Annotated in this window: 21 protein-coding genes and 1 riboswitch; of the genes, 9 read left to right on the top strand and 12 right to left on the bottom strand. The window is 76.1% G+C overall.

Annotated elements, in window-relative coordinates:
* Positions 1-30 precede the first annotated feature (30 nt).
* Together FS882_RS15490 and FS882_RS15485 are read right to left on the bottom strand one after the other, a co-directional pair.
* A complete protein-coding gene (locus tag FS882_RS15490; protein WP_158374269.1) occupies positions 31-843 on the bottom strand; it encodes an exodeoxyribonuclease III in 813 nt (270 codons plus the stop codon).
* Positions 844-895: 52 nt separating this feature from the next.
* The gene (locus FS882_RS15485) at positions 896-2,179 is read right to left on the bottom strand and encodes a TetR family transcriptional regulator (RefSeq protein WP_187365324.1); all 1,284 of its coding nucleotides are present in this window, start codon (positions 2,177-2,179) and stop codon (positions 896-898) included.
* Positions 2,180-2,277: 98 nt separating this feature from the next.
* Between FS882_RS15485 and FS882_RS15480 the strand changes: the two genes are divergently transcribed.
* On the top strand, positions 2,278-3,180 hold the full coding sequence (locus tag FS882_RS15480) for an ATP-binding cassette domain-containing protein (RefSeq protein WP_262348342.1): 903 nt from the start codon (positions 2,278-2,280) through the stop codon (positions 3,178-3,180).
* Entirely contained in the window at positions 3,177-3,992 is an 816-nt protein-coding gene (locus tag FS882_RS15475) for an ABC transporter permease (RefSeq protein WP_262348341.1), read from the top strand. Before FS882_RS15480 ends, FS882_RS15475 begins: the two co-directional genes overlap by 4 nt.
* Before the next feature lie 54 nt (positions 3,993-4,046).
* Here FS882_RS15475 and FS882_RS15470 read toward each other — a convergent pair whose 3' ends face one another.
* The gene (locus FS882_RS15470; RefSeq protein WP_187365323.1) at positions 4,047-4,856 is read right to left on the bottom strand and encodes a phosphotransferase family protein; all 810 of its coding nucleotides are present in this window, start codon (positions 4,854-4,856) and stop codon (positions 4,047-4,049) included.
* Positions 4,857-4,989: 133 nt separating this feature from the next.
* Here FS882_RS15470 and FS882_RS15465 point away from each other — a divergent pair, with 133 nt between their 5' ends.
* Together FS882_RS15465 and FS882_RS15460 are read left to right on the top strand one after the other, a co-directional pair.
* The gene (locus FS882_RS15465; RefSeq protein WP_158374261.1) at positions 4,990-6,558 is read left to right on the top strand and encodes a purine-cytosine permease family protein; all 1,569 of its coding nucleotides are present in this window, start codon (positions 4,990-4,992) and stop codon (positions 6,556-6,558) included.
* On the top strand, positions 6,555-7,301 hold the full coding sequence (locus FS882_RS15460; RefSeq protein WP_316043649.1) for an isochorismatase family protein: 747 nt from the start codon (positions 6,555-6,557) through the stop codon (positions 7,299-7,301). Before FS882_RS15465 ends, FS882_RS15460 begins: the two co-directional genes overlap by 4 nt.
* Positions 7,302-7,474: 173 nt before the next feature.
* Here FS882_RS15460 and FS882_RS15455 read toward each other — a convergent pair whose 3' ends face one another.
* From FS882_RS15455 to FS882_RS15445, 3 genes are all read right to left on the bottom strand, one after another.
* Positions 7,475-8,353: a bifunctional methylenetetrahydrofolate dehydrogenase/methenyltetrahydrofolate cyclohydrolase gene (locus FS882_RS15455; protein WP_158374259.1), complete on the bottom strand. Its 879-nt coding sequence runs from the start codon at positions 8,351-8,353 to the stop codon at positions 7,475-7,477.
* A 13-nt stretch (positions 8,354-8,366) separates the two neighbouring features.
* Positions 8,367-9,656, bottom strand: a complete 1,290-nt coding sequence (gene glyA, locus FS882_RS15450) for a serine hydroxymethyltransferase (protein WP_158374257.1) — start codon at positions 9,654-9,656, stop codon at positions 8,367-8,369.
* A gap of 64 nt (positions 9,657-9,720) precedes the next feature.
* A riboswitch (ZMP/ZTP riboswitch) is annotated at positions 9,721-9,808 on the bottom strand.
* Positions 9,809-9,868: 60 nt separating this feature from the next.
* Positions 9,869-10,375, bottom strand: a complete 507-nt coding sequence (locus FS882_RS15445; protein ID WP_158374255.1) for a GNAT family N-acetyltransferase — start codon at positions 10,373-10,375, stop codon at positions 9,869-9,871.
* Positions 10,376-10,510: 135 nt separating this feature from the next.
* Here FS882_RS15445 and purU point away from each other — a divergent pair, with 135 nt between their 5' ends.
* From purU to FS882_RS21080, 3 genes are read left to right on the top strand one after another with little or no spacing between them, the layout of a single operon-like run.
* A complete protein-coding gene (purU, locus tag FS882_RS15440; protein ID WP_158374253.1) occupies positions 10,511-11,383 on the top strand; it encodes a formyltetrahydrofolate deformylase in 873 nt (290 codons plus the stop codon).
* Between the two features lie 59 nt (positions 11,384-11,442).
* Positions 11,443-12,087 (top strand): nucleotidyltransferase domain-containing protein, encoded by a 645-nt coding sequence (locus FS882_RS21085; protein WP_187365322.1) that lies wholly within the window; start codon positions 11,443-11,445, stop codon positions 12,085-12,087.
* Between the two features lie 25 nt (positions 12,088-12,112).
* Positions 12,113-12,487: a hypothetical protein gene (locus FS882_RS21080; protein ID WP_187365321.1), complete on the top strand. Its 375-nt coding sequence runs from the start codon at positions 12,113-12,115 to the stop codon at positions 12,485-12,487.
* Between the two features lie 13 nt (positions 12,488-12,500).
* Here the strand turns inward: FS882_RS21080 and FS882_RS15430 are convergent, their stop codons facing one another.
* The 3 genes from FS882_RS15430 to FS882_RS15420 all read right to left on the bottom strand — a co-directional run bounded on the left by FS882_RS15430 (position 12,501) and on the right by FS882_RS15420 (position 15,883).
* The gene (locus FS882_RS15430; protein ID WP_158374249.1) at positions 12,501-13,286 is read right to left on the bottom strand and encodes an ATP-binding cassette domain-containing protein; all 786 of its coding nucleotides are present in this window, start codon (positions 13,284-13,286) and stop codon (positions 12,501-12,503) included.
* A 46-nt stretch (positions 13,287-13,332) separates the two neighbouring features.
* Entirely contained in the window at positions 13,333-14,451 is a 1,119-nt protein-coding gene (locus tag FS882_RS15425; RefSeq protein ID WP_316043651.1) for an ROK family transcriptional regulator, read from the bottom strand.
* Positions 14,452-14,665: 214 nt separating this feature from the next.
* Positions 14,666-15,883 (bottom strand): NADP-dependent isocitrate dehydrogenase, encoded by a 1,218-nt coding sequence (locus tag FS882_RS15420; protein ID WP_158374245.1) that lies wholly within the window; start codon positions 15,881-15,883, stop codon positions 14,666-14,668.
* Positions 15,884-16,089: 206 nt separating this feature from the next.
* Between FS882_RS15420 and FS882_RS15415 the strand changes: the two genes are divergently transcribed.
* Positions 16,090-17,214 (top strand): MIP/aquaporin family protein, encoded by a 1,125-nt coding sequence (locus FS882_RS15415; protein WP_158374243.1) that lies wholly within the window; start codon positions 16,090-16,092, stop codon positions 17,212-17,214.
* 101 nt (positions 17,215-17,315) lie between these two features.
* Here the strand turns inward: FS882_RS15415 and FS882_RS15410 are convergent, their stop codons facing one another.
* Positions 17,316-17,696, bottom strand: a complete 381-nt coding sequence (locus FS882_RS15410; protein WP_158374241.1) for a DUF3017 domain-containing protein — start codon at positions 17,694-17,696, stop codon at positions 17,316-17,318.
* Positions 17,697-18,076: 380 nt separating this feature from the next.
* Between FS882_RS15410 and FS882_RS15405 the strand changes: the two genes are divergently transcribed.
* On the top strand, positions 18,077-19,450 hold the full coding sequence (locus FS882_RS15405; protein WP_158374239.1) for an FAD-dependent oxidoreductase: 1,374 nt from the start codon (positions 18,077-18,079) through the stop codon (positions 19,448-19,450).
* A 90-nt stretch (positions 19,451-19,540) separates the two neighbouring features.
* On the opposite strand, the gene FS882_RS15400 is transcribed toward FS882_RS15405, so the two are convergent.
* Together FS882_RS15400 and FS882_RS15395 are read right to left on the bottom strand one after the other, a co-directional pair.
* Positions 19,541-20,761, bottom strand: a complete 1,221-nt coding sequence (locus FS882_RS15400; protein ID WP_158374237.1) for a VanZ family protein — start codon at positions 20,759-20,761, stop codon at positions 19,541-19,543.
* A 9-nt stretch (positions 20,762-20,770) separates the two neighbouring features.
* The gene (locus FS882_RS15395; RefSeq protein WP_158374235.1) at positions 20,771-21,844 is read right to left on the bottom strand and encodes a DsbA family protein; all 1,074 of its coding nucleotides are present in this window, start codon (positions 21,842-21,844) and stop codon (positions 20,771-20,773) included.
* Positions 21,845-22,176: the final 332 nt, after the last annotated feature.

Here is a 22,176-nt window from a genome sequence, read left to right as displayed (position 1 = left end):
CCGCACCCGGGCGCTCCCGCGCCCGGTGCGTCAGACGTCGTACGTGACGACCACCGGGGCGTGGTCGCTGAACCGGGCGTCGTACGTCGCGGCGCGGTCGATCTCCACGCTCCGGGCGCGGTCGGCGAGCGACGGCGTCGCCAGCTGGTAGTCGATCCGCCAGCCCGAGTCGTTGTCGAACGCCTGCCCCCGCCAGGACCACCAGGTGTACGGGCCCGGGCCCTCGCCGCCGTGCTCGCGGCCCAGGTCGCGCCAGCCCTGCTCGTCGAACCAGGTGTCGAGGTACGCGCGCTCCTCGGGCAGGAAGCCCGCGGCCTTGCGGTTGCCGCGCCAGTTCTTGATGTCGACCTCGCGGTGGGCGATGTTGAGGTCCCCCGCGACCACGACGTCCGCGCCCTCCCCCGCCAGCTCAGCGAGCCGCTTGGTCATGACGTCGAGGAAGGCGTACTTCTCGTCCATCTTGGGGGTACCCGCCTGGCCCGAGTGCACGTAGGCGGACACGACCGTGAGCACCCGCTGCCCCGCGCCGTCGGCCGCGGGCAGCTCGAGGTCCGCCTCGACCCACCGCCCGCTGTCGGTCGGCACGCCGGTGCCGATGCCGATGCGCACCGCGCGCATCGGCAGCCGCGAGGCGATCGCGACGCCGGCGCGGCCCTTCGTCTCGCTGGCCTCGTGCGCCAGGTGCCACTGGCCCGCGGGGAGGTGGTCGGCGAGGATCTCGTCCGAGGCGCGCACCTCCTGCAGGAGCAGGACGTCCGGCCGCCGGGCCTCGATCCAGCCGGCCATGCCCCGCTTGAAGGCGGCCCGGATCCCGTTCACGTTCGCAGTCGCTACCGTCAGCACGCGGACCATCCAACCTCATGCCACCGACACGCACGGACGGGCCCGCCCGCGCTCACGCGCCGCCCGGCGCCCGCGCGGCCGCGCGCGCCTCGGCCCGGGCCACCACCGCCGCGACGCCGTCGAGCATCAGCCGGAGCCCCCAGTCGGGCCGCCCCTCGTCGTCCTCGGCCTCGGCGTCGTCGAACGCCCCGGCGGCCAGGGCCTGCGCGAGCACGGGGTGCTCGCCGGGGTCGGTCACCGCGCGCAGCAGCGACGCGTAGTCCACCAGGGCCGGGTGCCCCGCGGTCGCCCCGCCGGCCGGGGTCCCCTCGCCGCCCGCGGCCACCTCCACCTCGGCCGCCCGCGCCGCCTGCGCCTCGGCCGCGACCACCTGGCCCTCGGCGAGCACGTGCAGCGACAGCCGCCCGACGACCGCGGTCTTCTCCGGCCAGCTCAGCGGCGTGCCGTCGAGGGCCCGGAGCCCGCGTTCCAGGAACGCCACCCGCGCCGGCCCCGGGAGGGCCGCGGCGGCCGGGGTCTGCACGGCCCACGGGTGCCGCCGGGCCAGGTCGAGCTGGTCGGCGCACCAGCGCTCGAGGGCGGCGCGCCAGGCGGGCGTGCCGCCGGGGCCCGGGTCGCCGGGGCCGGCGTCGCCCGGGGCCGCGTCGCCCGCGCCCGCCACCGCCTCCGCCAGCGCGGCGTCCAGCATCACCGCGAGCAGGTCGTCCTTGCTCGACACGTATCGGTACAGCGCCATCGTGGTGACGCCGAGCCGCTCGGCGACCCGGGCCATCGACACCGCCGCGAGCCCGTCGGCGTCCGCGAGCGCGATCGCCGCGTCCGCGATCCCGGCGAGCGTCAGGCCCGGCCGCGGCCCGCGGCGCCCGACCGGCGCCGGCCGCCACAGCACGGCGAGGCCCGGCGGGAGGTCCGGCCCGGCCTCGTCGTCGCCCGGCTCCTGCGCCGCGAGCGCCCGCAGCCGCGCCCGCTCGACCTGCCGGGCGGCGCGCTGCGCGGCGAGCCGGGCGTCGAGCGCCGCCTTCTGCGCCTCGCGCTCGGCCCGGTCGGCCTCGCGCTCGACCTCGCGGACCGCCCGCTCCTGCTCGGCCCGCAGCCGCTCGGCCTCCTTCTCCGCGGCGCGGGCGGCGCGGTCGCGGTCGCGCTGCGCCTTCTCGGCGTCCCGGCGCGCGCGCTCCCGGTCCTTCTCCGCCCGGGCGGCCTCCTTCTGCGCGGCGCGCTCGGCCTTCTCGCGGTCGCGGCGCAGGGCCTCCGCGTGCTTGCGCGCGTCGGCGTCGGGCGTGGTGGCGTCGCGGGCGGCCGCGTCGGGGCCGGCCGTGCGCTCGTCCTCGGGCTGCATCGGACTCCTTGACCGTGGGCGGATCAACTGTGTACAACATACACACCGCACCATCCGTGTACGACGTAGACAGAAAGGAGCCGGCGATGGACGCCCCGATGATCGAAACCCGGGCACTCCGCAAGGCCTATGGGTCGACCACCGTGCTGACCGGCGTCGACCTCGCGGTCGGCAGGGGCCAGGTGCTCGGCCTGCTCGGCCCGAACGGCGCGGGCAAGACCACCACCGTCGAGGTCCTCAGCACGCTGCTGCGCCCCGACGGCGGCACGGCGACCGTCGCCGGGCACGACGTCGTCCGCGAGCCCGACCGGGTGCGCGAGGCGATCAGCCTCACCGGCCAGTACGCGGCCGTGGACGAGCTGCTGACCGGCCGCGAGAACCTGCGGCTCATGGCCCGGCTCGCCCACCTCCCCCGCGCCGCCGGGCGCGCACGCGGCGACGAGCTGCTCGAGCTGTTCGACCTGGTGGGGGCCGCCGACCGGCTCGTGCGCACCTACTCCGGGGGGATGCGGCGCCGCCTCGACCTCGCGGTCGGGCTGCTGACCCGGCCGGCCGTGCTGTTCCTCGACGAGCCGACCACCGGGCTCGACCCCCGCAGCCGCTCCGACCTGTGGGCCGTCATCCGCGACGTCGTGGCCGGCGGCGCCACGGTGCTGCTCACCACGCAGTACCTCGACGAGGCCGACGCCCTCGCCGACCGGGTCGCGGTGCTCGACCACGGCCGGGTGATCGCGCAGGGCACGGCGACCGAGCTCAAGGGCCAGGTCGGCGCCGCCCACGTGGAGCTGCAGCTCGCGGACGGCCGCGCCGAGCGGGTGGCGACCGACGCGTCCGTCGCCGACGTGCGCCGGATTCTCGCCGACGTGGAGGCCCGCCGCCTGCCCGTGGAGTCCTGGCGCGTCGCGACCCCGACCCTGGACGACGTGTTCCTGACGCTCACCGGCCGTCCCGCCGAGGCCGCGCCCGCCGACGCCGCCCTGCTCGTCGGGGAGGCGTCGTGACCGCCACCGCCACCGCCACCGCGCCCGCGCGCACCACGACCCGCCCGCCCGCGGGCGGCTGGGCGCTCCGGGACAGCGCCGCGATGATCGGGCGCAGCCTGCGCCGGTCGCTGCGCACGCCCGACACGCTCATCATGGGCATCGCCCTGCCGGTGATCCTCATGCTGCTGTTCGTCTACGTGTTCGGCGGCGCGATCCAGACCGACCAGGCCGCCTACGTCGACTACGTCGTCCCGGGCATCATCCTGCTCTGCGCGGGCTACGGCGCCGCCACCACGGCCGTCTCCGTCGCCTCGGACATGACGGGCGGGCTGATGAACCGGTTCCGCACCCTGCCCGTGCGGCCCGTCGCCGCGCTCACCGGGCACGTCGTCGAGTCCGTCGTCCGCAACGCCGTGTCGACCGCCCTGGTCGTGGGTGTCGCGTACCTCACGGGTTTCCGGCCGACCGCCGGCCCGGGCGAGTGGCTGCTCACCGCCGGGCTCGTGCTGCTCTACGTGCTCGCGCTGACCTGGACGGCCGTGTGCATCGGGATGATCTCCTCGGGACCCGAGGCCGCCAACGGGTTCACCTTCGCGATCATGTTCCTGCCGTACGTGTCGAGCGCCTTCGTGCCGCCCGAGTCGATGCCGCGGGTGCTCGAGGTGGTCGCCACGTACCAGCCGGTCACGCCGGTGACCGACACGGTGCGCGCGTGGCTGGTCGGCGCGCCGGGCGGCCAGCCGCTGGTCGCGCTGGCGTGGTGCGCAGGCCTGCTCGTCGTCGCGCGGCTCACCGCGGCCTGGCTGTTCCGCCGGCGCGCGACCCGCTGAGGGCGGCGGCCGCCCCCGGGGACCGTCGGCGCGCGTCGCCGGCGGTCCCCGTCGTCACAGCGCGACGCCGAGCCGGGCCGCCAGGCGCTCGGTGTCCGCGCGGTGCCGCGCGCCGCCGTCCGCGTACTCGAGGCACCACAGCAGCTGCTGGACCGCGGCCCGGTCGTCCGCATCCGCGGGCGACCCCGGCATCGAGTCCCACAGGGCGGCCCGGGCCGCGTCCGCGTCGGCCGGCCCGGCCCACGCGCTGTCCCAGTCGAGCACCGCCGCGAGCACCCAGCCCGGACCCGCGGGCCGCACGAGCACGTTCGCGTGGTGCAGGTCGCCGTGCACGAGCACCGCCCCGTGCGACCCGTCGAACAACGCCCCGTGCCGGTCGAGCGCCCGCTCGGCGGCCCGGAGCCGCCACCCGCCGGGGACCCGGGCGCGGGTCCGCCGGAGCAGCGCGTCCCGCTCGCCCGCCGGCGGGTCGCCCAGGTCGCCGAACCCCGGCTGCGCGACGCGCCGCAACCGCGTCAGCACGTCGTCCAGCGCGCCGAGGACCACCCGGCGGGTCTCGTCGGCGGCGCCCGGGTGCACGTCGGACCACCGGCGCCCCCCGACGTGCTCCGTCACGTGCACCTGCGCGCCGCCCACCACCCGCGCCGCGACCGTCCGCGGGACCGGCACCCCCGCGCCGCGCGCGGCCTCCTGCGCGCGCGCCGCCCGCAGCAGGTCGGGAGCGCGGCCCGCGGGCGCGCACTTCACCACCAGCCGCTCGCCGTCCGGCCCCGTCACGGCGAGCACGGCCGCGCCGCCGTCGCCCGCGAGCACGCCCGTCGTCCGCGCGCCGGGTCCGAGCACCGCCGCGAGCACCTCGTCCACGGACCCTCCTCCCGCCCGCCCCCATCGTGGCAGCCGCGGGACGCCACCCGGGGGTCCGCGACGCGCCGACGGTCGTCCCCAGGTCCCGGTCGAGGGGGTGACCGCGGGCGTCCGCGGTGGTGGGATGGGGTGCATGACCCTCCCTCCCCCGGCGGGCGCCGCACCCGCCGCCGGCCCCGGTGCCGGAGCCGCCCCCGACGCGGCGCCCGGCGGCACCGTCCCGCCCGGACGCGCGCTGGCCGTCGAGTCCGCCGGCGTGGACGTCATCGCCGACCGCGACCGCAAGGGCACCCCGCGCCAGCTGTTCTGGCCGTGGTTCGCCGCGAACGTGTCCGTCCTCGGCCTGTCCTACGGCGCGTGGGTGCTCGACTTCGGGGTCTCGTTCACCCAGGCCCTCGTCGCGAGCGTCGTCGGCATCGTGTTCTCGTTCCTGCTCTGCGGAGTCGTCGCGCTCGCCGGCAAGCGGGGCTCGGCGCCCACCATGGTGCTGTCCCGCGCGGCGCTGGGCGTACAGGGCAACCGCGTGGCCGCCGTGCTGTCCTGGCTGCTCACCGTCGGCTGGGAGACGATCCTCACCGCGCTCGCCACCCTGGCGACCGCCACCGTCGTCGAGGCGCTCGGCTGGGGCGGCGGCACCGGGGTCCAGGTCGTGGCGCTGGTCGTCGTCGCGGGGCTCATCATCGCGGGCGGCGTGTTCGGCTTCGACCTGATCATGCGGATGCAGACCGTCATCACCGTGGTCACCGCCGTGCTCACCGTCGGCTACGTCCTGCTCGTCCTCGACCACGTCGACACCGCCGCCGTGACCGCCCTGCCGTCGGGCACCGCCCAGGCGTTCATCGGGGCGCTCGTGTTCATGATGACCGGGTTCGGGCTCGGCTGGGTGAACATGGCCGCCGACTACTCCCGGTACCTCCCCCGGCACACCTCCGGCCGCGGCGTCGTCGGGTGGACCACCTTCGGCGCCTCGCTCGCGCCCGTCGTGCTGCTGCTGTTCGGCCTGCTGCTCGCCGGCTCCGACCCCGAGCTCCGGGCGGCCATCAGCGACGACCCCATCGGCGCGCTGACCACCATCCTGCCGACCTGGTACCTGGTGCCGTTCGCGATCGTCGCCGTGCTCGGCCTGATCGGCGGGGCCGTGCTCGACATCTACTCGTCCGGGCTGGCGCTGGTCTCGACCGGCCTGCCCGTCAGCCGGCCCGTCGCCGCCGGGATCGACGGCGTCATCATGGTGCTCGGCACCATCTACATCGTGTTCGGCTCCGACACGTTCTTCGGCGTGTTCCAGGGCTTCCTCATCACGCTCGGCGTCCCGATCGCGGCCTGGGCGGGCATCATGATCGCCGACGTGCTGCTGCGCCGCCGCGACTACGACGACCTCGACCTGTTCGACCCGCGCGGCCGCTACGGCCGGGCCGCCGGGGTGCCGCTCGCGCTGCTCGGCTTCGGCACGGTGCTCGGCTGGGGGCTCGTCACCAACGCGTCCGCCGGGTGGCTGTCCTGGCAGGGGTACCTGCTCGGGCCGTTCGGGCTGGGCGGGACCTCCGGGGCGTGGGCGTACGCCAACCTCGGGGTGCTGGTGGCGCTGGCGGTCGGGTTCCTCGGGACGCTGCTGCTGCGGCGGGGGGCGGTGCGGCGGCAGGAGGCGCGGCCGCCGTCGGCGGGCGTGGATGCGGAGGCCGGCGCGGGGGTGGCGCGGTGACCGGTGCGCAGGCCGCGGACGGCGCGGTCGACGTGGACCGCGCCGGCGGCGCGGGCAACGCGGGCGGTACGAGCGGCACGGGTGGCGCGGACCGCGCGGACCGCGCGGACGCCGCGAGCGGTGCGACGGCGCCGGGGGCGCACGGCCCCGGCGGCGCGACGCCGGGGCGGGCGGTGCTGGTCGTGGTCGACATGCAGCCGGTGTTCGCCGACGCGGACAGCCCCTGGGCCGCGCCGCGGTTCGGCGAGGCGCTGCCGGTGGTCCGCGCGCTCGCCGAGCAGGCCGGCGCCGAACGGACCGTGTTCACCCGGTTCGTGGCGCCCGACCGGCCCGAGGGGGCGTGGGTCGCGTACTACGCCGACTGGCCGTTCGCCCTGCAGCCCGAGGACGCCCCGGCGTACACGATCGTGCCCGCGCTCGCCGACCTCGCCGCAGGGGCCGCCGTCGTCACCGCGACCACCTTCGGCAAGTGGGGCCCGGACCTCGCCGCGCACGTCGGTCCCGGCGACACGATGCTGCTCACCGGGGTCTCGACCGACTGCTGCGTCCTGTCCACCGCCCTGGCGGCGGCCGACGCCGGCGTGGCCGTGCGCGTGGTGGCGGACGCGTGCGCGGGCGCGGACGACGCGGGCCACGCGCGGGCCCTGGACGCGATCCGGCTGTACGCCCCGCTGGCGGACGTGATCGACGCGACCACGGCGGGCGCGATCCTGGCGACCACCACGGCACCCCCGGCCGCCTGACGCCCCGCGCGCACCGTCCGACCCGGCACGAGGCGGAGCACGCGAGGTCGAGCGTTTCGGCCCAGGTCGAGCGTTTCGGCCCAGGTCGAGCGTTTCGGCCCGGCGCGTCGCGGCAAAACCTCGACCTCGGCGGACCGGGCACGGACAGCGCGACCCGGGCGTCGCGCTGTCGCTCAGGCCCGGCGCTCGGCGGACTCCACCACGTTGGCCAGCAGCATCGCGCGGGTCATCGGCCCCACCCCGCCGGGGTTCGGGCTCACCCAGGCAGCCACCTCGGCCACCCCGGCGTCCACGTCGCCCGCGATCCGGCTCTTCCCCGTCTCCGGGTCGGACACCCGCGACACGCCCACGTCGACCACCACGGCGCCCGGCTTCACCAGGTCGGCCGTGAGGATCCCCGGCACCCCCGCGGCGGCCACGATGACGTCGGCGTTCCGGGTGTGCTCGCCCAGGTCGGCCGTGCCGGTGTGCGTGAGCGTCACCGTCGCGTTCACCGCCCGGCGGGTCAGCAGCAGCCCGATGGACCGCCCGACCGTGGTGCCGCGCCCGATGACCGTGACATCCGCGCCCGCGAGCGAGACGCCGTGCCGGGTGAGCAGCTCGATGATGCCGCGCGGCGTGCAGGGCAGCGGGGAGTCGATCTCCTCGTTGACCCGGAGAACCAGCCGGCCGAGGTTGGTCGGGTGCAGGCCGTCGGCGTCCTTGTCGGGGTCGACGAGCTCGAGCACCCGGTTGGTGTCGATGCCGCGCGGCAGCGGGAGCTGCACGATGAATCCGGTGCACGCCGGGTCCTCGTTCAGCCGCCCCACCGCCGCCTCGATGTCCTCCTGGGAGGCGTCGGCCGGCAGGTCCTCGCGGATCGAGGCGATGCCCACCTCCGCGCAGTCGCGGTGCTTGCCGGCGACGTAGGACACCGAGCCCGGGTCCTCCCCCACCAGCAGGGTGCCGAGCCCGGGCGTGATGCCGCGCTCGGCGAGCACCGCCACCCGCTCCTTGAGCTCGCTCTTGATCGCGGCGGCCGTGGCCTTGCCGTCGAGCGTCTTCGCCGTCATGTCGCAGCCCCGGTCAGTACTGCTGGAGGCCGGGGTACAGCGGGAACGCGTCGGCCAGCTTGGCCACCCGCGCCCGCAGGCCCTCGACGTCGGCGGACGCACCGGCGGTCAGCGCGGTCGCGATGATGTCCGCGACCTCGGTGAACTCGGCGTCGCCGAACCCGCGGGTCGCGAGTGCCGGGGTGCCGATCCGCAGGCCGGAGGTGACGCGCGGGGGCCGCGGGTCGAACGGCACCGCGTTGCGGTTGACCGTGATGCCGACGTCGTGCAGGAGGTCCTCGGCCTGCTGGCCGTCGAGCTGCGAGTTCCGCAGGTCCACCAGCACCAGGTGCACGTCGGTGCCGCCCGTCAGCACGGACACGCCCGCGGCGGCGACCTCGGGCGACACCAGACGGTCGGCGATGATCCGCGCGCCGTCGATGGTGCGCTGCTGGCGGTCCTTGAAGTCCTCGCCGCCGGCGATCTTGAACGACACGGCCTTGGCGGCGATGACGTGCATGAGCGGGCCGCCCTGCTGGCCCGGGAACACGGCGGAGTCGATCTTCTTGGCGTACTCCTCGCGGCTCAGGATGAAGCCCGAGCGGGGACCGCCGATCGTCTTGTGCACGGTGGACGACACGACGTCCGCGTACGGCACGGGCGACGGGTGCAGGCCCGCGGCGACCAGGCCGGCGAAGTGCGCCATGTCGACCCAGAGCTTCGCGCCGACCTCGTCGGCGATCTCGCGCATCGCGGCGAAGTCGAGGTGCCGCGGGTAGGCGGACCAGCCGCCGATGATCACGGCCGGGCGGTGCTTGAGCGCGGCCTCGCGGATCGCCTCGGGCTCGATGAGGAAGGTGTCCGGGTTCACGCCGTACGCGCCGACGTCGTAGAGCTTGCCGGAGAAGTTGATCTTCATGCCGTGCGTCAGGTGGCCGCCGTGCGCGAGCTCGAGGCCCAGGATGCGGTCGCCGGCGTTGGCGAGGGCGTGCAGCACCGCGGCGTTCGCGGTGGCGCCGGAGTGCGGCTGGACGTTGGCGTGCTCGGCGCCGAACAGCTCCTTGGCGCGGGTGATCGCGAGGGTCTCCGCGATGTCGACCTGCTCGCAGCCGCCGTAGTACCGGCGGCCCGGGTAGCCCTCGGCGTACTTGTTGGTCAGCACGGAGCCCTGCGCCTGCAGGACGGCGCGCGGGACGAAGTTCTCGCTCGCGATCATCTCGAGCGTGCCCTGCTGGCGGGCGAGCTCCCCGTCCAGGACCGCCGCGATCTCCGGGTCCACCTGGGACAGGTTCTGGTCGAGCAGGGGCGTGTTCTCGGCGCTCATGCGTCTCCTCGGCAGTCGGCGGGCGCGGTCTGTCGACCGCACACCGATCGATGGTGTGGGGTGACCGCGGGGCCCAGGCGTCCGACCCGACGTCGTGCTGCTGCGTCGCTCCCCGGTGGTGACCCACCTGTGCGCCAGTCGCGACCCCGTCAGGGTAGCAACGTCCCCGGCCGATCGGGACGGGGGTCCGCGGATCGGTCCGACGGTGCGCCTCAGGCCGAGGCGGGGGCCTCCGCGTCGGCGTCCCCGAGGATCCGCCGCAGGTAGGCGTACGTGAGGTCGCCGACCGTCTGGTCGTGCTCGTGCGTGTAGCCGTGCTTCTCGTACAGCGCGAGGTTGTGCACCGAGTCCCGCCCGGTGAACACCCAGATCTCCTCCACGTCCTCGGGCAGGTGCGGCAGGATCGCGAGCAGCAGCTGGGTGCCGATGCCGTGGCCCTGCTGGTCGGGCGCGACGGCGAACCGGCCGAGCGTGGCCTTCTTGCCCTCGAGCACCACGCGGATCGACCCGACCAGGCGGTGGCCGGCCCACGCGCCCAGCGTGACGACGCCCTCGGCGGCGAGGTCCGCGCGCAGCTCCGACAGCGTCTGGGTCAGCGGCGGGATGTGCGGGTCGTCGTACTGCTGGGCCTCGGTGACGAAGGCGGCACGGCGCAGCGTCAGGAGCTCGCCGGCCTCGGCGTCGACGACGGGACGGATGGTCACCTCGGTCTCGCTCATGCCCCCATCGTCTCAGGAGGTGCGCGCCCTCGGCAGCCCGGAGGTCCCGGTGTCGTCAGGATTCCACCCGGCGGACACCCGCCCGCCCCTGGACGCCCCCGGCCGCCGTGCGCGGGCGCGGGTACCCTCCCCTGCGTGACGACCCCGACCTCCACGCCCGGCACCGCCACCTCCTGGGTGCTGTCGCTGTCCTGCCCCGACCAGCCCGGCATCGTCGCCGCCGTCGCGGGGCTGCTCGCCGAGCACGGCGGGAACATCACCGAGTCGCAGCAGTTCGGCGACCCGCTGTCGGGGCTGTTCTTCATGCGCGTCGAGGTCGTCGCCGAGCGCACCCGCGAGGAGCTCGAGCAGGCGCTCGCCGCGCTCGCCCCCCGGTTCTCGATGGACTGGTCGCTGGACGTCGCCGGCCGCAAGGTCCGCACCCTGCTGCTCGGCTCGACCGCCGCGCACTGCGTGAACGACCTCGCGTTCCGCCAGCGGTCCGAGGGCCTGCCGATCGACATCGTCGGCCTGGTGTCCAACCACACCGCGCTCGCCGACCTGGCCGCGTTCTACGCCATCCCGTTCCACCACGTGCCCGTCACGAAGGACACCAAGGCGGCGGCGGAGGCCCGGCTCCTGGAGCTCGTCGAGGAGCTGGACGTCGAGCTCGTGGTGCTGGCCCGGTACATGCAGATCCTGTCCGACGACCTGTGCCGCGCGCTGGCCGGGCGGGTCATCAACATCCACCACTCGTTCCTGCCGTCGTTCAAGGGCGCGCGCCCGTACGCGCAGGCCCACGACCGCGGCGTGAAGCTCATCGGCGCGACCGCGCACTACGTGACCGGCGACCTCGACGAGGGCCCGATCATCGAGCAGGACGTCGAGCGGGTGGACCACTCCCGCGCCGTCGCGGACCTGGTCGCCCTGGGCCAGGACGTCGAGCGCCGGGCGCTGGCCCGTGCGGTGCGCTGGCACGCGGAGCACCGGGTGCTGCTGGACGGGCACCGGACGATCGTCTTCCGCTGACGGCTGGCTGCTACTTTTCCATCAGAGCTGATGAAAAAGTAGCAGAGCGTGAGGTGTCCGTGGATCTGAGCAACCCGATCTCCGCTGTCGTCCCCAGCCTGGAGGGGCGGGTGCTCGTCGTCCTCAGCAGGGCCGAGGCTCCGCTGACCGGGTCCCGCGTGGCCGACCTCGTCCCCGGGGCGTCGAACCCCGGGGTGCGAGCGGCGCTGGCGCGGCTGGTGGAGCAGGGCACCGTGCTGGCCGCCCGGTCGTCGCACGCCGTGCTCTACCGCGCCAACCGGGAGCACCTCGCGTGGCCTGCCATCGAGGCCGCAGTCCGGTTCGCGGCGCACACCCACGACGCGCTGCGGGAACGGCTCGTCGCTCTCCTCGTCGAGCGCCTGGGCACGGATCGCGCGGCGCGGACCACCATCGCGCTCTACGGTTCGGTCGCACGCGGCACGAGCGACCGGCGCAGCGACGTCGACCTGGTGGTGCTCAGCCCGGACGACGTCGCCGCCGCCGAGGCCGAGCAGCTGCTCCTCGACATCACCGAGGGCGTCGAGCGGTGGACCGGCAACGCCTGCTCCGTCTACGAGCTGTCCACACATCGCCTGATGGCCCTTGTCCGGGCCGCCGACCCGATGGTTCGGTCGTGGCTGGACGATGCCACCACGATCAGCGGCCCGGACCTGAGGGAGCTGCTGCGAGCCCACGGAGCGTGACCACGTGCCGCCACGGACGACGAGGATGACCCCGGCGTCCGCCCGCGAGCGCGCCGAGATCGCGCGGGAGCACCTGCGCGTGGCGGAGGAGCGGCTCGCGGCGTGCACCGACGGGCCGTCCCGGGAAGCGAGCGTGTCCGCCGCCAACGCCATCAGCGCCGCGGCCGACGCGATCTGCGGCATCGCGCTGGGGCACCCCAGCAGCGGAGCGGACCACCGGGAGGCCGCGGCGCTGCTCGCGCAGGTCGCGGACGGCGCCCGGCTCGCACGACGGCTGGTGCGGCTGACGGCGCAGAAGTCCCAGGCCCAGTACGGCGACTACGTCACCGCCCGGGTCGCGCGGGACGTCACGGCGTCCGCCGGCCGCCTCGTGTCGGCACTCCCCCGGTACGGCGTCTGACCCGACCCACGCCTCAGAGCGTCGCCGGCCGGGTCGTCGGCCGCGCCGCGCGCCCCGTCGGCGTGATCCCCGTGATCGCCGCGATCAGGTCCTCGTAGGAGGCGTGCTCGGCGTCGAAGTCGCCGTTGATCCGCCCGAGCCGCAGCACCACGATCCGGTCCGCGACGGCCTGGACGTCGACCATCGAGTGGCTGATCATCACGACGCCGAGCCCGCTCTCGCGCAGCCGCTCGACCATGTTGAGCACCTCGGCGGTCTGCGAGATGCCGAGCGACGCCAGCGGCTCGTCCAGGACGACCACCCGCGGGTTGCCGACCAGGGTGCGCGCCACGGCGACGGCCTGCCGCTGCCCGCCGGACAGCGCGCGCACGGGCGCCCGGACGGACGGCACGCGCGCGGCGAGCTGGCTCAGCACCTCCCAGGCGCGGCGCTCCATGCGCCGCTCGTCGAGGATCCCGGCGCGGCGCAGCTCCTGGCCGAGGAACAGGTTCTGCACGACGTCGAGGTTCTCGGCGAGCGCGAGGTCCTGGAACACGGCGGCGATGCCGAGCTCGCGCGCGGCGCGCGTCGACGGCATGGTGACGGGCGAACCGTCGACCTCGATCGTCCCGGCGTCAGGGGCGAGCGCCCCCGACATCACCCGCGCGAGCGTCGACTTGCCCGCGCCGATGTCGCCGACGATGGCCACGACCTCGTGCGCGTGGATGTCGAGGTCCACGTCGACCAGCGCGCGCACGGCGCCGTAGTTGCGGGAGACGCCCCGCACGGACAGGACGGGGGTGCCCGGTGTCCGGCTCATCGGTCCTCCTCCGCTGCGTCCTTGCCGCGTGCCGTGCTGCACCGGCTCATCCTGCCACCGCCATCGACTGGGCAATACCGGCGTGGTCCAGCGCCAGGGCGAGCGCGCCCCGCACCTCGGCCGCCGTGCCCAGCTCCGAGACGACCACCTCGACCGGCCCGGCGGTGCTCGGCAGGGTGCGCTGCGCGAGCACGCTCCGGAACGTGTCCAGCAGGATCGGGCCCGCGTCGGCGAGCCGCCCGCCGACGACGACCAGCTCGGGGTCGAACAGGTTGCAGGTGTTCGCCGCGGCCACCGCGAGCAGCCGGCCGGCGTCGGAGATCACCCGGCGGCAGCCGGGGTCGCCGTCCTGCGCGCGGGCGATGACGTCCGACAGCGTGAGGTGCCCGTGGCTGGACTCGAGCATCCGGAGCAGGGCGGGCGCGCCGATGAGCGCGTCGAGGCAGCCGCGGTTGCCGCACCGGCAGATCGGGCCGTTGTCGTCGATCGTGATGTGCCCGAACTCGCCGGCCGCGCCCGTTCGGCCGTGGAAGACGCGCCCGTCGACGATGAGGCCGCTGCCGACGCCGTGCGAGACCTTGAGGTAGGCGACGTGCCGCTTGCCCCGGGCGGCACCGTGCCGCAGCTCGGCGAGCGCCCCGAGGTTCGAGTCGTTGTCGACCCGGACCGGCACCCCCAGCCGGCGCTCCAGCACCTCCGGCACCGACACCCCGTCCCAGCCGCGCAGCACGCCGACGGACACGATGCGGCCGGTGACCGGGTCGACGGGGGCGGGCACGCCGACCCCGACCGACAGCACCTCGGACATGGTCGCGCCGACCGAGTCGACGAGCTCGGTGAGCAGCAGCGACGCGCGTTCCAGGCCGGCGTCCGCGCGGTGGTCGGGCGGCAGCGGCATGCGCTGGTCGGCGACGATCCGCTGGGCGACGTCGGCGATGGTCACCCGCAGCGAGCGCGAGCCGAAGTGGATGCCACCGACCAGCCCGAGGTTGCGCGCGAGGGTGACCTGCTGGGCGCGGCGGCCGCTGCGGGAGGTGGGCGCCGTGGCGAGGACCCCGGCGCCGGTGAGCTCCTTGACGATGTTCGACACCGTGGCGGGTGACAGCCCCGTGACACCGGCCAGCTCGACTTGCGTGAGTGAGCCACGCTGCTGGACGGCACTCACGATCCGGGCGCGGTTGGCTTCACGGAGTGAAGATTGCGAACCCGGGGTCACTCTCTCAGTGCCCACGTAGCAGAGGATACAGGCGCACGCACTCCGATCCGGCACCCCGGGAGCACCTACCGATGTGCGTTCACTGCGTGACGGCAAGCGGGACGCGCACGGCCGCCGCCCGCGGAGTGCGGGCGGCGGCCGTCGGGGTCGTGCGGCGCGGGGGTCAGCCCAGGCGCGCGGCCAGGTTCTCGTCGAGGGCCGCGAGGAAGTCCTCGGTGGTCAGCCACTCCTGCTCGGGGCCGACGAGCAGCGCGAGGTCCTTGGTCATCTTGCCGCTCTCGACCGTCTTGACCACGACGTCCTCGAGGGTCTCGGCGAACTGGGTGACCTCGGGGGTGCCGTCCAGCTTGCCGCGGTGCTTGAGACCGCCGGTCCACGCGAAGATCGACGCGATCGGGTTGGTCGACGTCGGCTTGCCCGCCTGGTGCTGGCGGTAGTGCCGGGTCACGGTGCCGTGCGCGGCCTCGGCCTCGACGGTCTGGCCGTCCGGGGTCATGAGGACCGAGGTCATCAGGCCGAGCGAGCCGAAGCCCTGCGCGACGGTGTCCGACTGGACGTCGCCGTCGTAGTTCTTGCAGGCCCAGACGTAGCCGCCCTCCCACTTCATGGCGGAGGCGACCATGTCGTCGATCAGGCGGTGCTCGTAGGTGAGGCCGGCCTCCGCGAACGCGGCGGCGAACTCGGCGTCGAACACCTCCTGGAACAGGTCCTTGAACCGGCCGTCGTAGGCCTTGAGGATCGTGTTCTTGGTCGACAGGTACACCGGGTACTGCCGCTGCAGGCCGTACGCGAACGAGGCGCGCGCGAAGTCGCGGATCGACTCGTCGAAGTTGTACATGGCCATCGCGACGCCACCGGCGTCCGGGTAGGTCACGACCTCCTGCTGGATCGGCTCGGAGCCGTCCGCCGGGGTGAACGTCAGGGTCAGCGTGCCCGCGCCCTGCACGGTGAAGTCGGTCGCCTTGTACTGGTCGCCGTGGGCGTGGCGGCCGATGATGATCGGCTTGTTCCAGCCCGGCACCAGGCGCGGGATGTTGCTGATGATGATCGGCTCGCGGAAGACCACGCCGCCGAGGATGTTGCGGATCGTGCCGTTCGGGGAGCGCCACATCTTCTTGAGGCCGAACTCCTCGACCCGGGCCTCGTCCGGGGTGATCGTCGCGCACTTGACGCCGACGCCGTGCTCCTTGATCGCGTGCGCCGCGTCGATCGTGACCTGGTCGTCCGTCGCGTCGCGGTTCTCGATCGACAGGTCGTAGTAGCGCAGGTCGATGTCGAGGTACGGATGGATCAGGCGGTCCTTGATGAACTGCCAGATGATCCGCGTCATCTCGTCACCGTCGAGCTCGACGACCGGTCCAACCACCTTGATCTTCGCCATGCGGCCAGATTACTTGACGTCGAGAGACTTTGCGGGCGACCGGCGCCGGGTCGGGCGGCATCCAGGCGACGCACAGCGATCGGTGGCATGCTCGACGCGTGTGCCCGACCGGGGCTGCGCGTGACGCGCCCGCAGGTCGGACCCGGTGCGGGGCCGCCGAACGGCGCGGCCCGCGCCCGTCATCGCACCCGGACGAACGGATCATCATGTCGCAGGACAAGCCCGAGCCCGCCGAGGCCCCGGACGCCCCCACCGGCGCCACCGCCCCGCAGCAGGGCACCCCGGCCGAGCCCACGGCCCCGGCCGCCGGCTCCCCCGTGACCCCGACGCCGTCCGCGCCGCCCGCCGGCGCGGCCGTCCCCGCGCCCGCCCCGGCGAGCGCCCCCGCGCCGACCGCCGCTCCGGCGCCCGCCGCCGCGCCCGCACCCGCCGCGGTCCCCGTCGGCTACGGCGCGGCCAGCGGCTACGGCACCGCCTCCGCCGTCGCGGCGGACGAGGACGAGGTCGAGATCCAGGCCGTCCGCGCCACCCTCACCGGCCCCTCGCTCGTGGCCCGGGTGGGCGCCGAGCTGTTCGGCACGTTCGTCGTGGTCCTCGCGGGCCTCGGCGCGGCGCTGTTCGCCTCGGTCAGCGGCGCCGGTGTCATCGGCATCGCGCTCGGCTTCGGGTTCGGCACGATCGCGGCGTTCGTCGCCGTGTCGCACGTGTCCGGCGGCCACTTCAACCCGGCGATCACGCTCGGCAGCACGCTGGCCGGCCGCACGCCGTGGGCGCACCTGGTGCCGTACTGGCTGGCCCAGGTCGTCGGCGGCGCGCTCGCGTCCGCCGTCCTGTTCGTGGCGGCCACCTCGCTGCCCGCGCTCGAGGGCAACGAGCGGACCTTCTTCGGCGGCACCGCCAACGGCTACGGGGAGCACTCCCCGATCGCCCAGTCGACGGGCGGCGACGGGTTCGGCCTGATCGCCGCGCTGCTGCTCGAGGGCGTGCTGGCCGCGATCCTCGTCGGCGTCTACCTCGGCGCGACCGACCGGCGCGGGCGCACCCGCCAGCAGGCGGCGTTCGCGGTCGGTCTGACCGTGGCGTTCGGGATGCTCGTGGCGTACCCGGTCACCGGCGGCTCGCTGAACCCGGCGCGCTCGACGGCCGCGGCGATCTTCTCCGAGTCGTGGGCGTGGGGCCAGATCTGGGTGTTCTGGGTCGCGCCGCTCGTCGGCGCCGCGCTCGCCGCGCTGCTCTACCGCGCGTTCGCGACCGCCCCGGCGGACGACGACGTGCTCGACGAGGACCTGGAGATCGACGAGGTCGAGGTCGAGGTGCAGCCGGCGCGCTGACGCGCGCACAGCTCCCGCGCAAGGGCGGCGACCCGGTCGGGTCGCCGCCCTTCGTCGTCCCCGCGGCGGGCGCGGGGCCGGGCGGGGGGGCCGGGGCCCCGTCAGGGGACGTACGGGGCCGGGACGATCTGCGACAGCACGCCGATCGTCACCGCCAGACCCGCAAGCACCGCGACGTCCACGGCCCGCCGGCGCACGACCAGGGCCGCCGGGGCGCGCCGCACGACCGACCGGACCACCGCGCAGCAGGCGAGGAACCCGGCCAGCGCGAGCGCGCCCGTCGGGGTGCCGGCCGCGAGCGCGAGCGCGACGCAGAACAGCACCGCGCCCGCGATCACCCACAGCGACCAGTTCCGGTCCGCGGCGAGCGAGGCGCGGGCGATGGCGCGCGGGTCGAGCGGCTCGCCGTCGGGGCCGAACCGCTCGTCCTCGGGCGAGGGGCGACCGGCGGCCGCGGGGGGCACGACCCCGTCCTGGCTCACGTGCGCCTCCCTCTCCGCGGCGCGGCGACCGTCGCGCACCGTCACCGCCGAGGCTACCCCGCGCCGCTGAGCCGGCCGCGGCTCCGACGACCGCGTCCTGCGCGCCCGCCGCGAACGGCGCCGGCACACCGGATCGGGACCGGCACGCTCGATCGGGACCCCGCGACATCGGTGCCTTCGCCCGAGATCGGTGCTCCGCGGCACCGATCTCGGCGCGAACCGCCGATCTCGGCGCCCGGACGCCGGCGGCGCGACGGCTCGGCGGGCCCGCGGTGGCGCGGGGTCCGACGCCCTCGGGACCGGCGGCACGCCGCCCGGACGGGTCGGCGCAGGCCCGGGCGGCCCGGCCGCGGCGCGTCGGTGCAGGCTACGGTGGCCGGGTGCCTGATGCCGGACCCGCCACCGCCCGTCCCGACCCCGGCACCGGGACGCCCGGGCCCCCGGCCGCGCCCCGCTCCGTCGTGGTGGTCGGCGCCGGCATCGCCGGGGCGCGCACGGTCCTGGAGCTGCGCGCCCAGGGCTTCGACGGCCGGGTGACGCTGCTCGGCGCGGAGGGCGTGGCCCCCTACGACCGGCCACCGCTGTCCAAGCACCTGCTCGACCGGCCGGCTCCCGCGTGGCTGTCCGACGAGCTCGGCGCCGACGCGCTCGCCGCCGCCGACGACGTGCGGCTCGGCACGCCGGCGACCGCGCTCGCGGTCGACGACGGAGGCGTGCGGGTCGGCACCGCGGACGGGGACGTCGTCGCTGACGCCGTGGTCGTCGCGACCGGGGCCGCCGCCGTCCGCCCGGCCGGGTGGTCCGGCGCGCTGACGCTGCACACCGCGGCGGACGCGGAGCGGCTGCGGTCGGCGCTCGGGTTCCCGCACGGCCTCCCGCCCGGGACCGGGGCCACGGACGGCGCCGACGGCTCCCCCGCCTCCCCGCGCCGGCTGGTCGTGGTCGGCGCCGGCTGGGTCGGTGCCGAGGTGGCGACCGTCGCGGCGGCGGCCGGCGTGGACGTCACCGTGGTCGAGGCCCGTCAGGCCCCGCTGATGACGGCGCTCGGGCCGGAGGTCGGCGCCCTCACGGCGCGGTGGTTCGCCCGTGCGGGCGTCCGGCTCCTGACGGGGGTGTCCGTCGCGGCGGTCGAGACCGGCGTGACGGGCGAGCCCGGCGCGGTGCGGCTCTCCGACGGCACGGTGCTGCCGGCGGACGTGGTGCTCGCCGCGATCGGTGCTCGGCCCGCGACGGGTTGGCTGGCGGGCGCCCTGCCGCTCGAGCCGGACGGGTCGGTGCTCGTGGACGAGCGGCACGCCCCGGTCGGCGGCCCGTGGCGGGTGCGGGTCGTCGGCGACGCGGCCAGGCGCCGGTCCGCGCGGCACGGCTGGGTGCCGGGCGGGCACTGGGACGCCGCCCTGCGCGGGCCCGCGGTCGCGGTGGCGGGTCTGCTCGGCCACGAGGCCGCCGAGTCGGACCTGGCGCCGTACGTGTTCTCGACGCAGCTCGGGCACGAGCTCGCGCTCTACGGGCTGCCCGGCGCGGACGACGAGGTCGTGCTGCGCGGCGACCCGGCCGGCGACGACGGCTGGACGGCGCTCTGGTTCGCCCCGGGCGGCGGGGCGACCGGCACGCTGACGGCGGTGTTCGCCGTCGACCGGCCGCGGGACGTGGGCGGGGCGCGGCGGCTGCTCGCCGGCCCCGCGCTGCCGGTCCTGGACCGCGCGCGGGCGGCCGACCCGGCGGTCGCGCTGCCTCGGGCCGTCGCGGGCTGAGGCCGTCGCGCGCCGAGGCCCGTCGCGCGCCGAGGCCCGTCGCGGGCTGAGGCCGTCGCGCGCCGAGGCCCGTCGCGGGCCGAGGGCCGGTCAGCCCACCCGGTCCCGCGCGAGCCCGCCGGGCGCCGCCGACCGGGCACCGGTGTCCCGCGCGTCGGCGAGCTCGGCCCCGGTGAGCGCGTACGAGAGCCCTCGGTGCCCCCGGCTCCACGGGACCGACAGCACCCAGACCACCACCAGCACCGGCTGCGCGAACGCGGCGACGGCACCGGCGACGTCCACGACGTCCCGCGCCGGGCCGAGCCCCGACGCACCGCCCGGCCACGTCCCGGGCAGCGCCGCCAGCACGGTGAGCAGCCCCCACAGCCCCGCCCCCAGCGCGCCCCGCGCCGCCCGCACCCCGAGCGGGCCGCGCCCCGTCGTCCCGTCCGCCCGCTGCCACCGCGGCTCGAGCCACATCGCCCGCTGTCCGAGCGACGCCCCGCTCCCGAGCAGCGGCGGCAGCCACAGCAGGGCCGCGACGGGCAGCACCGTGCCGATCAGCAGCTCGACAGCGTCGCCGTCGCCCGGGAGCGGCCGCCCGCTCGCGAGCAGCAGGAGCCGGTACGCGACGGTGATCCCGTAGCCGACGAAGGTCACCAGCGCCGCGTCGACGAGCATCCCGGCCCAGCGCCGGGTGACGGTCACCGGCCGTGGCAGCGAGCGCCCCGCGGCGAGGTCACCGGGACGCGGCATCCAGCCGAGCACCACGGGCGCGACCAGGGCGCCGAGCAGCCCGCCGAGGGTGTTCGTGAGCAGGTCGTCCACGTCGCCCAGCCGGTACGCGCAGCCGATCAGGCCGAAGACGCCGGTCGCCTGGGTCGTCTCGACGAGCAGGGACGCGCCGGCCGCGGACAACGTGCTGCCGAGCACCCCCCAGCCGAGGTACCGCCGGGCGAGCACGCCCCACGGGACGAACAGGAGCACGTTGAACACCACCTGCAGCACCGCCGCGCTGCGCAGGGTGGCCCCGAGCCCGAGGCCCGCGGTGTCCCGCCGGATGTCGGCGACGAACTGGAGCGGTCGCAGCTGCGGACCACCCACGCCGTACCGCGCGCACCACGCGGCGAGGTCGCCCGAGGGCAGCGGCAGCAGCGTGTACGCCAGCAGCGCGACCCCGTACACGGCGACCGCCGCGGCGCCGACGAGCCGCCACCCGCTGAGCCGGCCGTACCGTCGGCTCTGCACCACGAGCACCGGCACCAGCAGCACGGCGAAGGCCGCGAGCCCGCCGACGACGCCCACCCACGCGGGCCAGGTCCACCGGTCCATGCCGCCACGCTAGGGGGCGGACGACCCGGTGGCCTCCCCGGTGGGCGCCTCGGACGCGGGCGTGGTGGGCTGGTCCGTCGCGGGAGCGGTGGGCGACGCGGTGGCCTCGGCCTCGGCCTGCGCGGCGAGCTCCGTGCTCACCTGCTCGATGAACGCCAGCAGCGCGTCCGCGTCGCCGAGGTCGCCGGTGTACGGCTGCCCGCCGACCAGCACGACCGGGCTGGTGGTGACGCTGCCGACGTCGTACGGCACGGACCGCGCCGCGCGGGCGGTCGCCTCGGTCGCCCAGTCGGTGAAGCCGCCGTCCGTGATGCAGCCGGCGACCGTCTCGTCGGCGACGCCGGCGTCCTGGACGAGCGCGAGCAGGTCGCCGTCGTCGATGCCGTCCTCGTCGAGGTCGGGCTGCGCGGCGAGCAGCGCGTCGTGCACGGCGAGCACGCTGTCCGGCGTCGTGTCGGCCACGCACGCGAGGGCGCCGGCGGCGCGGGCGGAGTAGTCGCCGGTCGTGACCATGCTGCCCAGCAGCGAGTCGTCCGCCGCCGGGGACGCCGACGGTGCGGCGGAGACCGCCGGGGACGGCGTGGGGCCGGTGCGCACCGTCGCCCCGTCCAGCAGTGCCAGCGGGTGGATCTCCAGCGTCGCGTAGCCGGCGGTCACCCACTGCTCGATGGACGCCGAGTTCGCCGTCCAGAACGTCTGCGCCTCGGGCGACCGGTAGTCCAGGTAGAGCACCAGGTCCAGCACCCCGGTGCTGCGGTCCACGGCGGTGGCGACCGGCGACTCCCCCGGGTCGAGCGCGCTCGTCCGGCTCGCGGCGACGGCGCTCCCGTCGCCGGTGACCACGATGCCGTCGGACAGCATGTTGTGCGGGCCGACCTGCCCGGCGCGGACGGAGGCCTGGACGGCGAGCGCCGTGATCACGCCGGCCGCGACGACCGCGGTGCCCGCGCCCGCCCAGCCGAGCCGCCGGTTCCGCCGCCGCCGCTGCGCCTGCCGCTCCCGCTCCAGGCGGGCGAGCTCACGGGCGAGCGCCTTGCGGTCCTTCTTCGGCAGCTTCTCCTGGGCCGGGGGTCGTGCGCTCATCGGTCGCTTCCTGTGCGGGGGGTCGGACGCCGGACGCGCCGCCGCACTCCGCGGCGCCGCGCCCACCAGCGCCGACGCTCCCGCCCCCACCTGCCGACACCCTGGGCCGACCCTGGGCGCAACCTGTGCGTCCGACGCCGGTCCGCGCCGCCCCCGCGCGCCGCCCGCGCCGACCCCGCGCGCTCGTCCGGCGCGCGCCGCCCCGCGCGCCGCCCCGGGCCACCCCGGTCCACACCGGCGCCGACGTAGGACCGTCGCGCCGAGATAGGACCGTGCACGGCCCTATCTCGGCGTGGAGGTCCTATCTCGGCGACAGCGGGAGCGCGCGGCCC

This window comes from Cellulosimicrobium cellulans (genome assembly GCF_007679345.1).
Classification (GTDB): domain Bacteria; phylum Actinomycetota; class Actinomycetes; order Actinomycetales; family Cellulomonadaceae; genus Cellulomonas; species Cellulomonas cellulans_A.
This window is presented reverse-complemented; position numbering and strand designations above follow the sequence as displayed.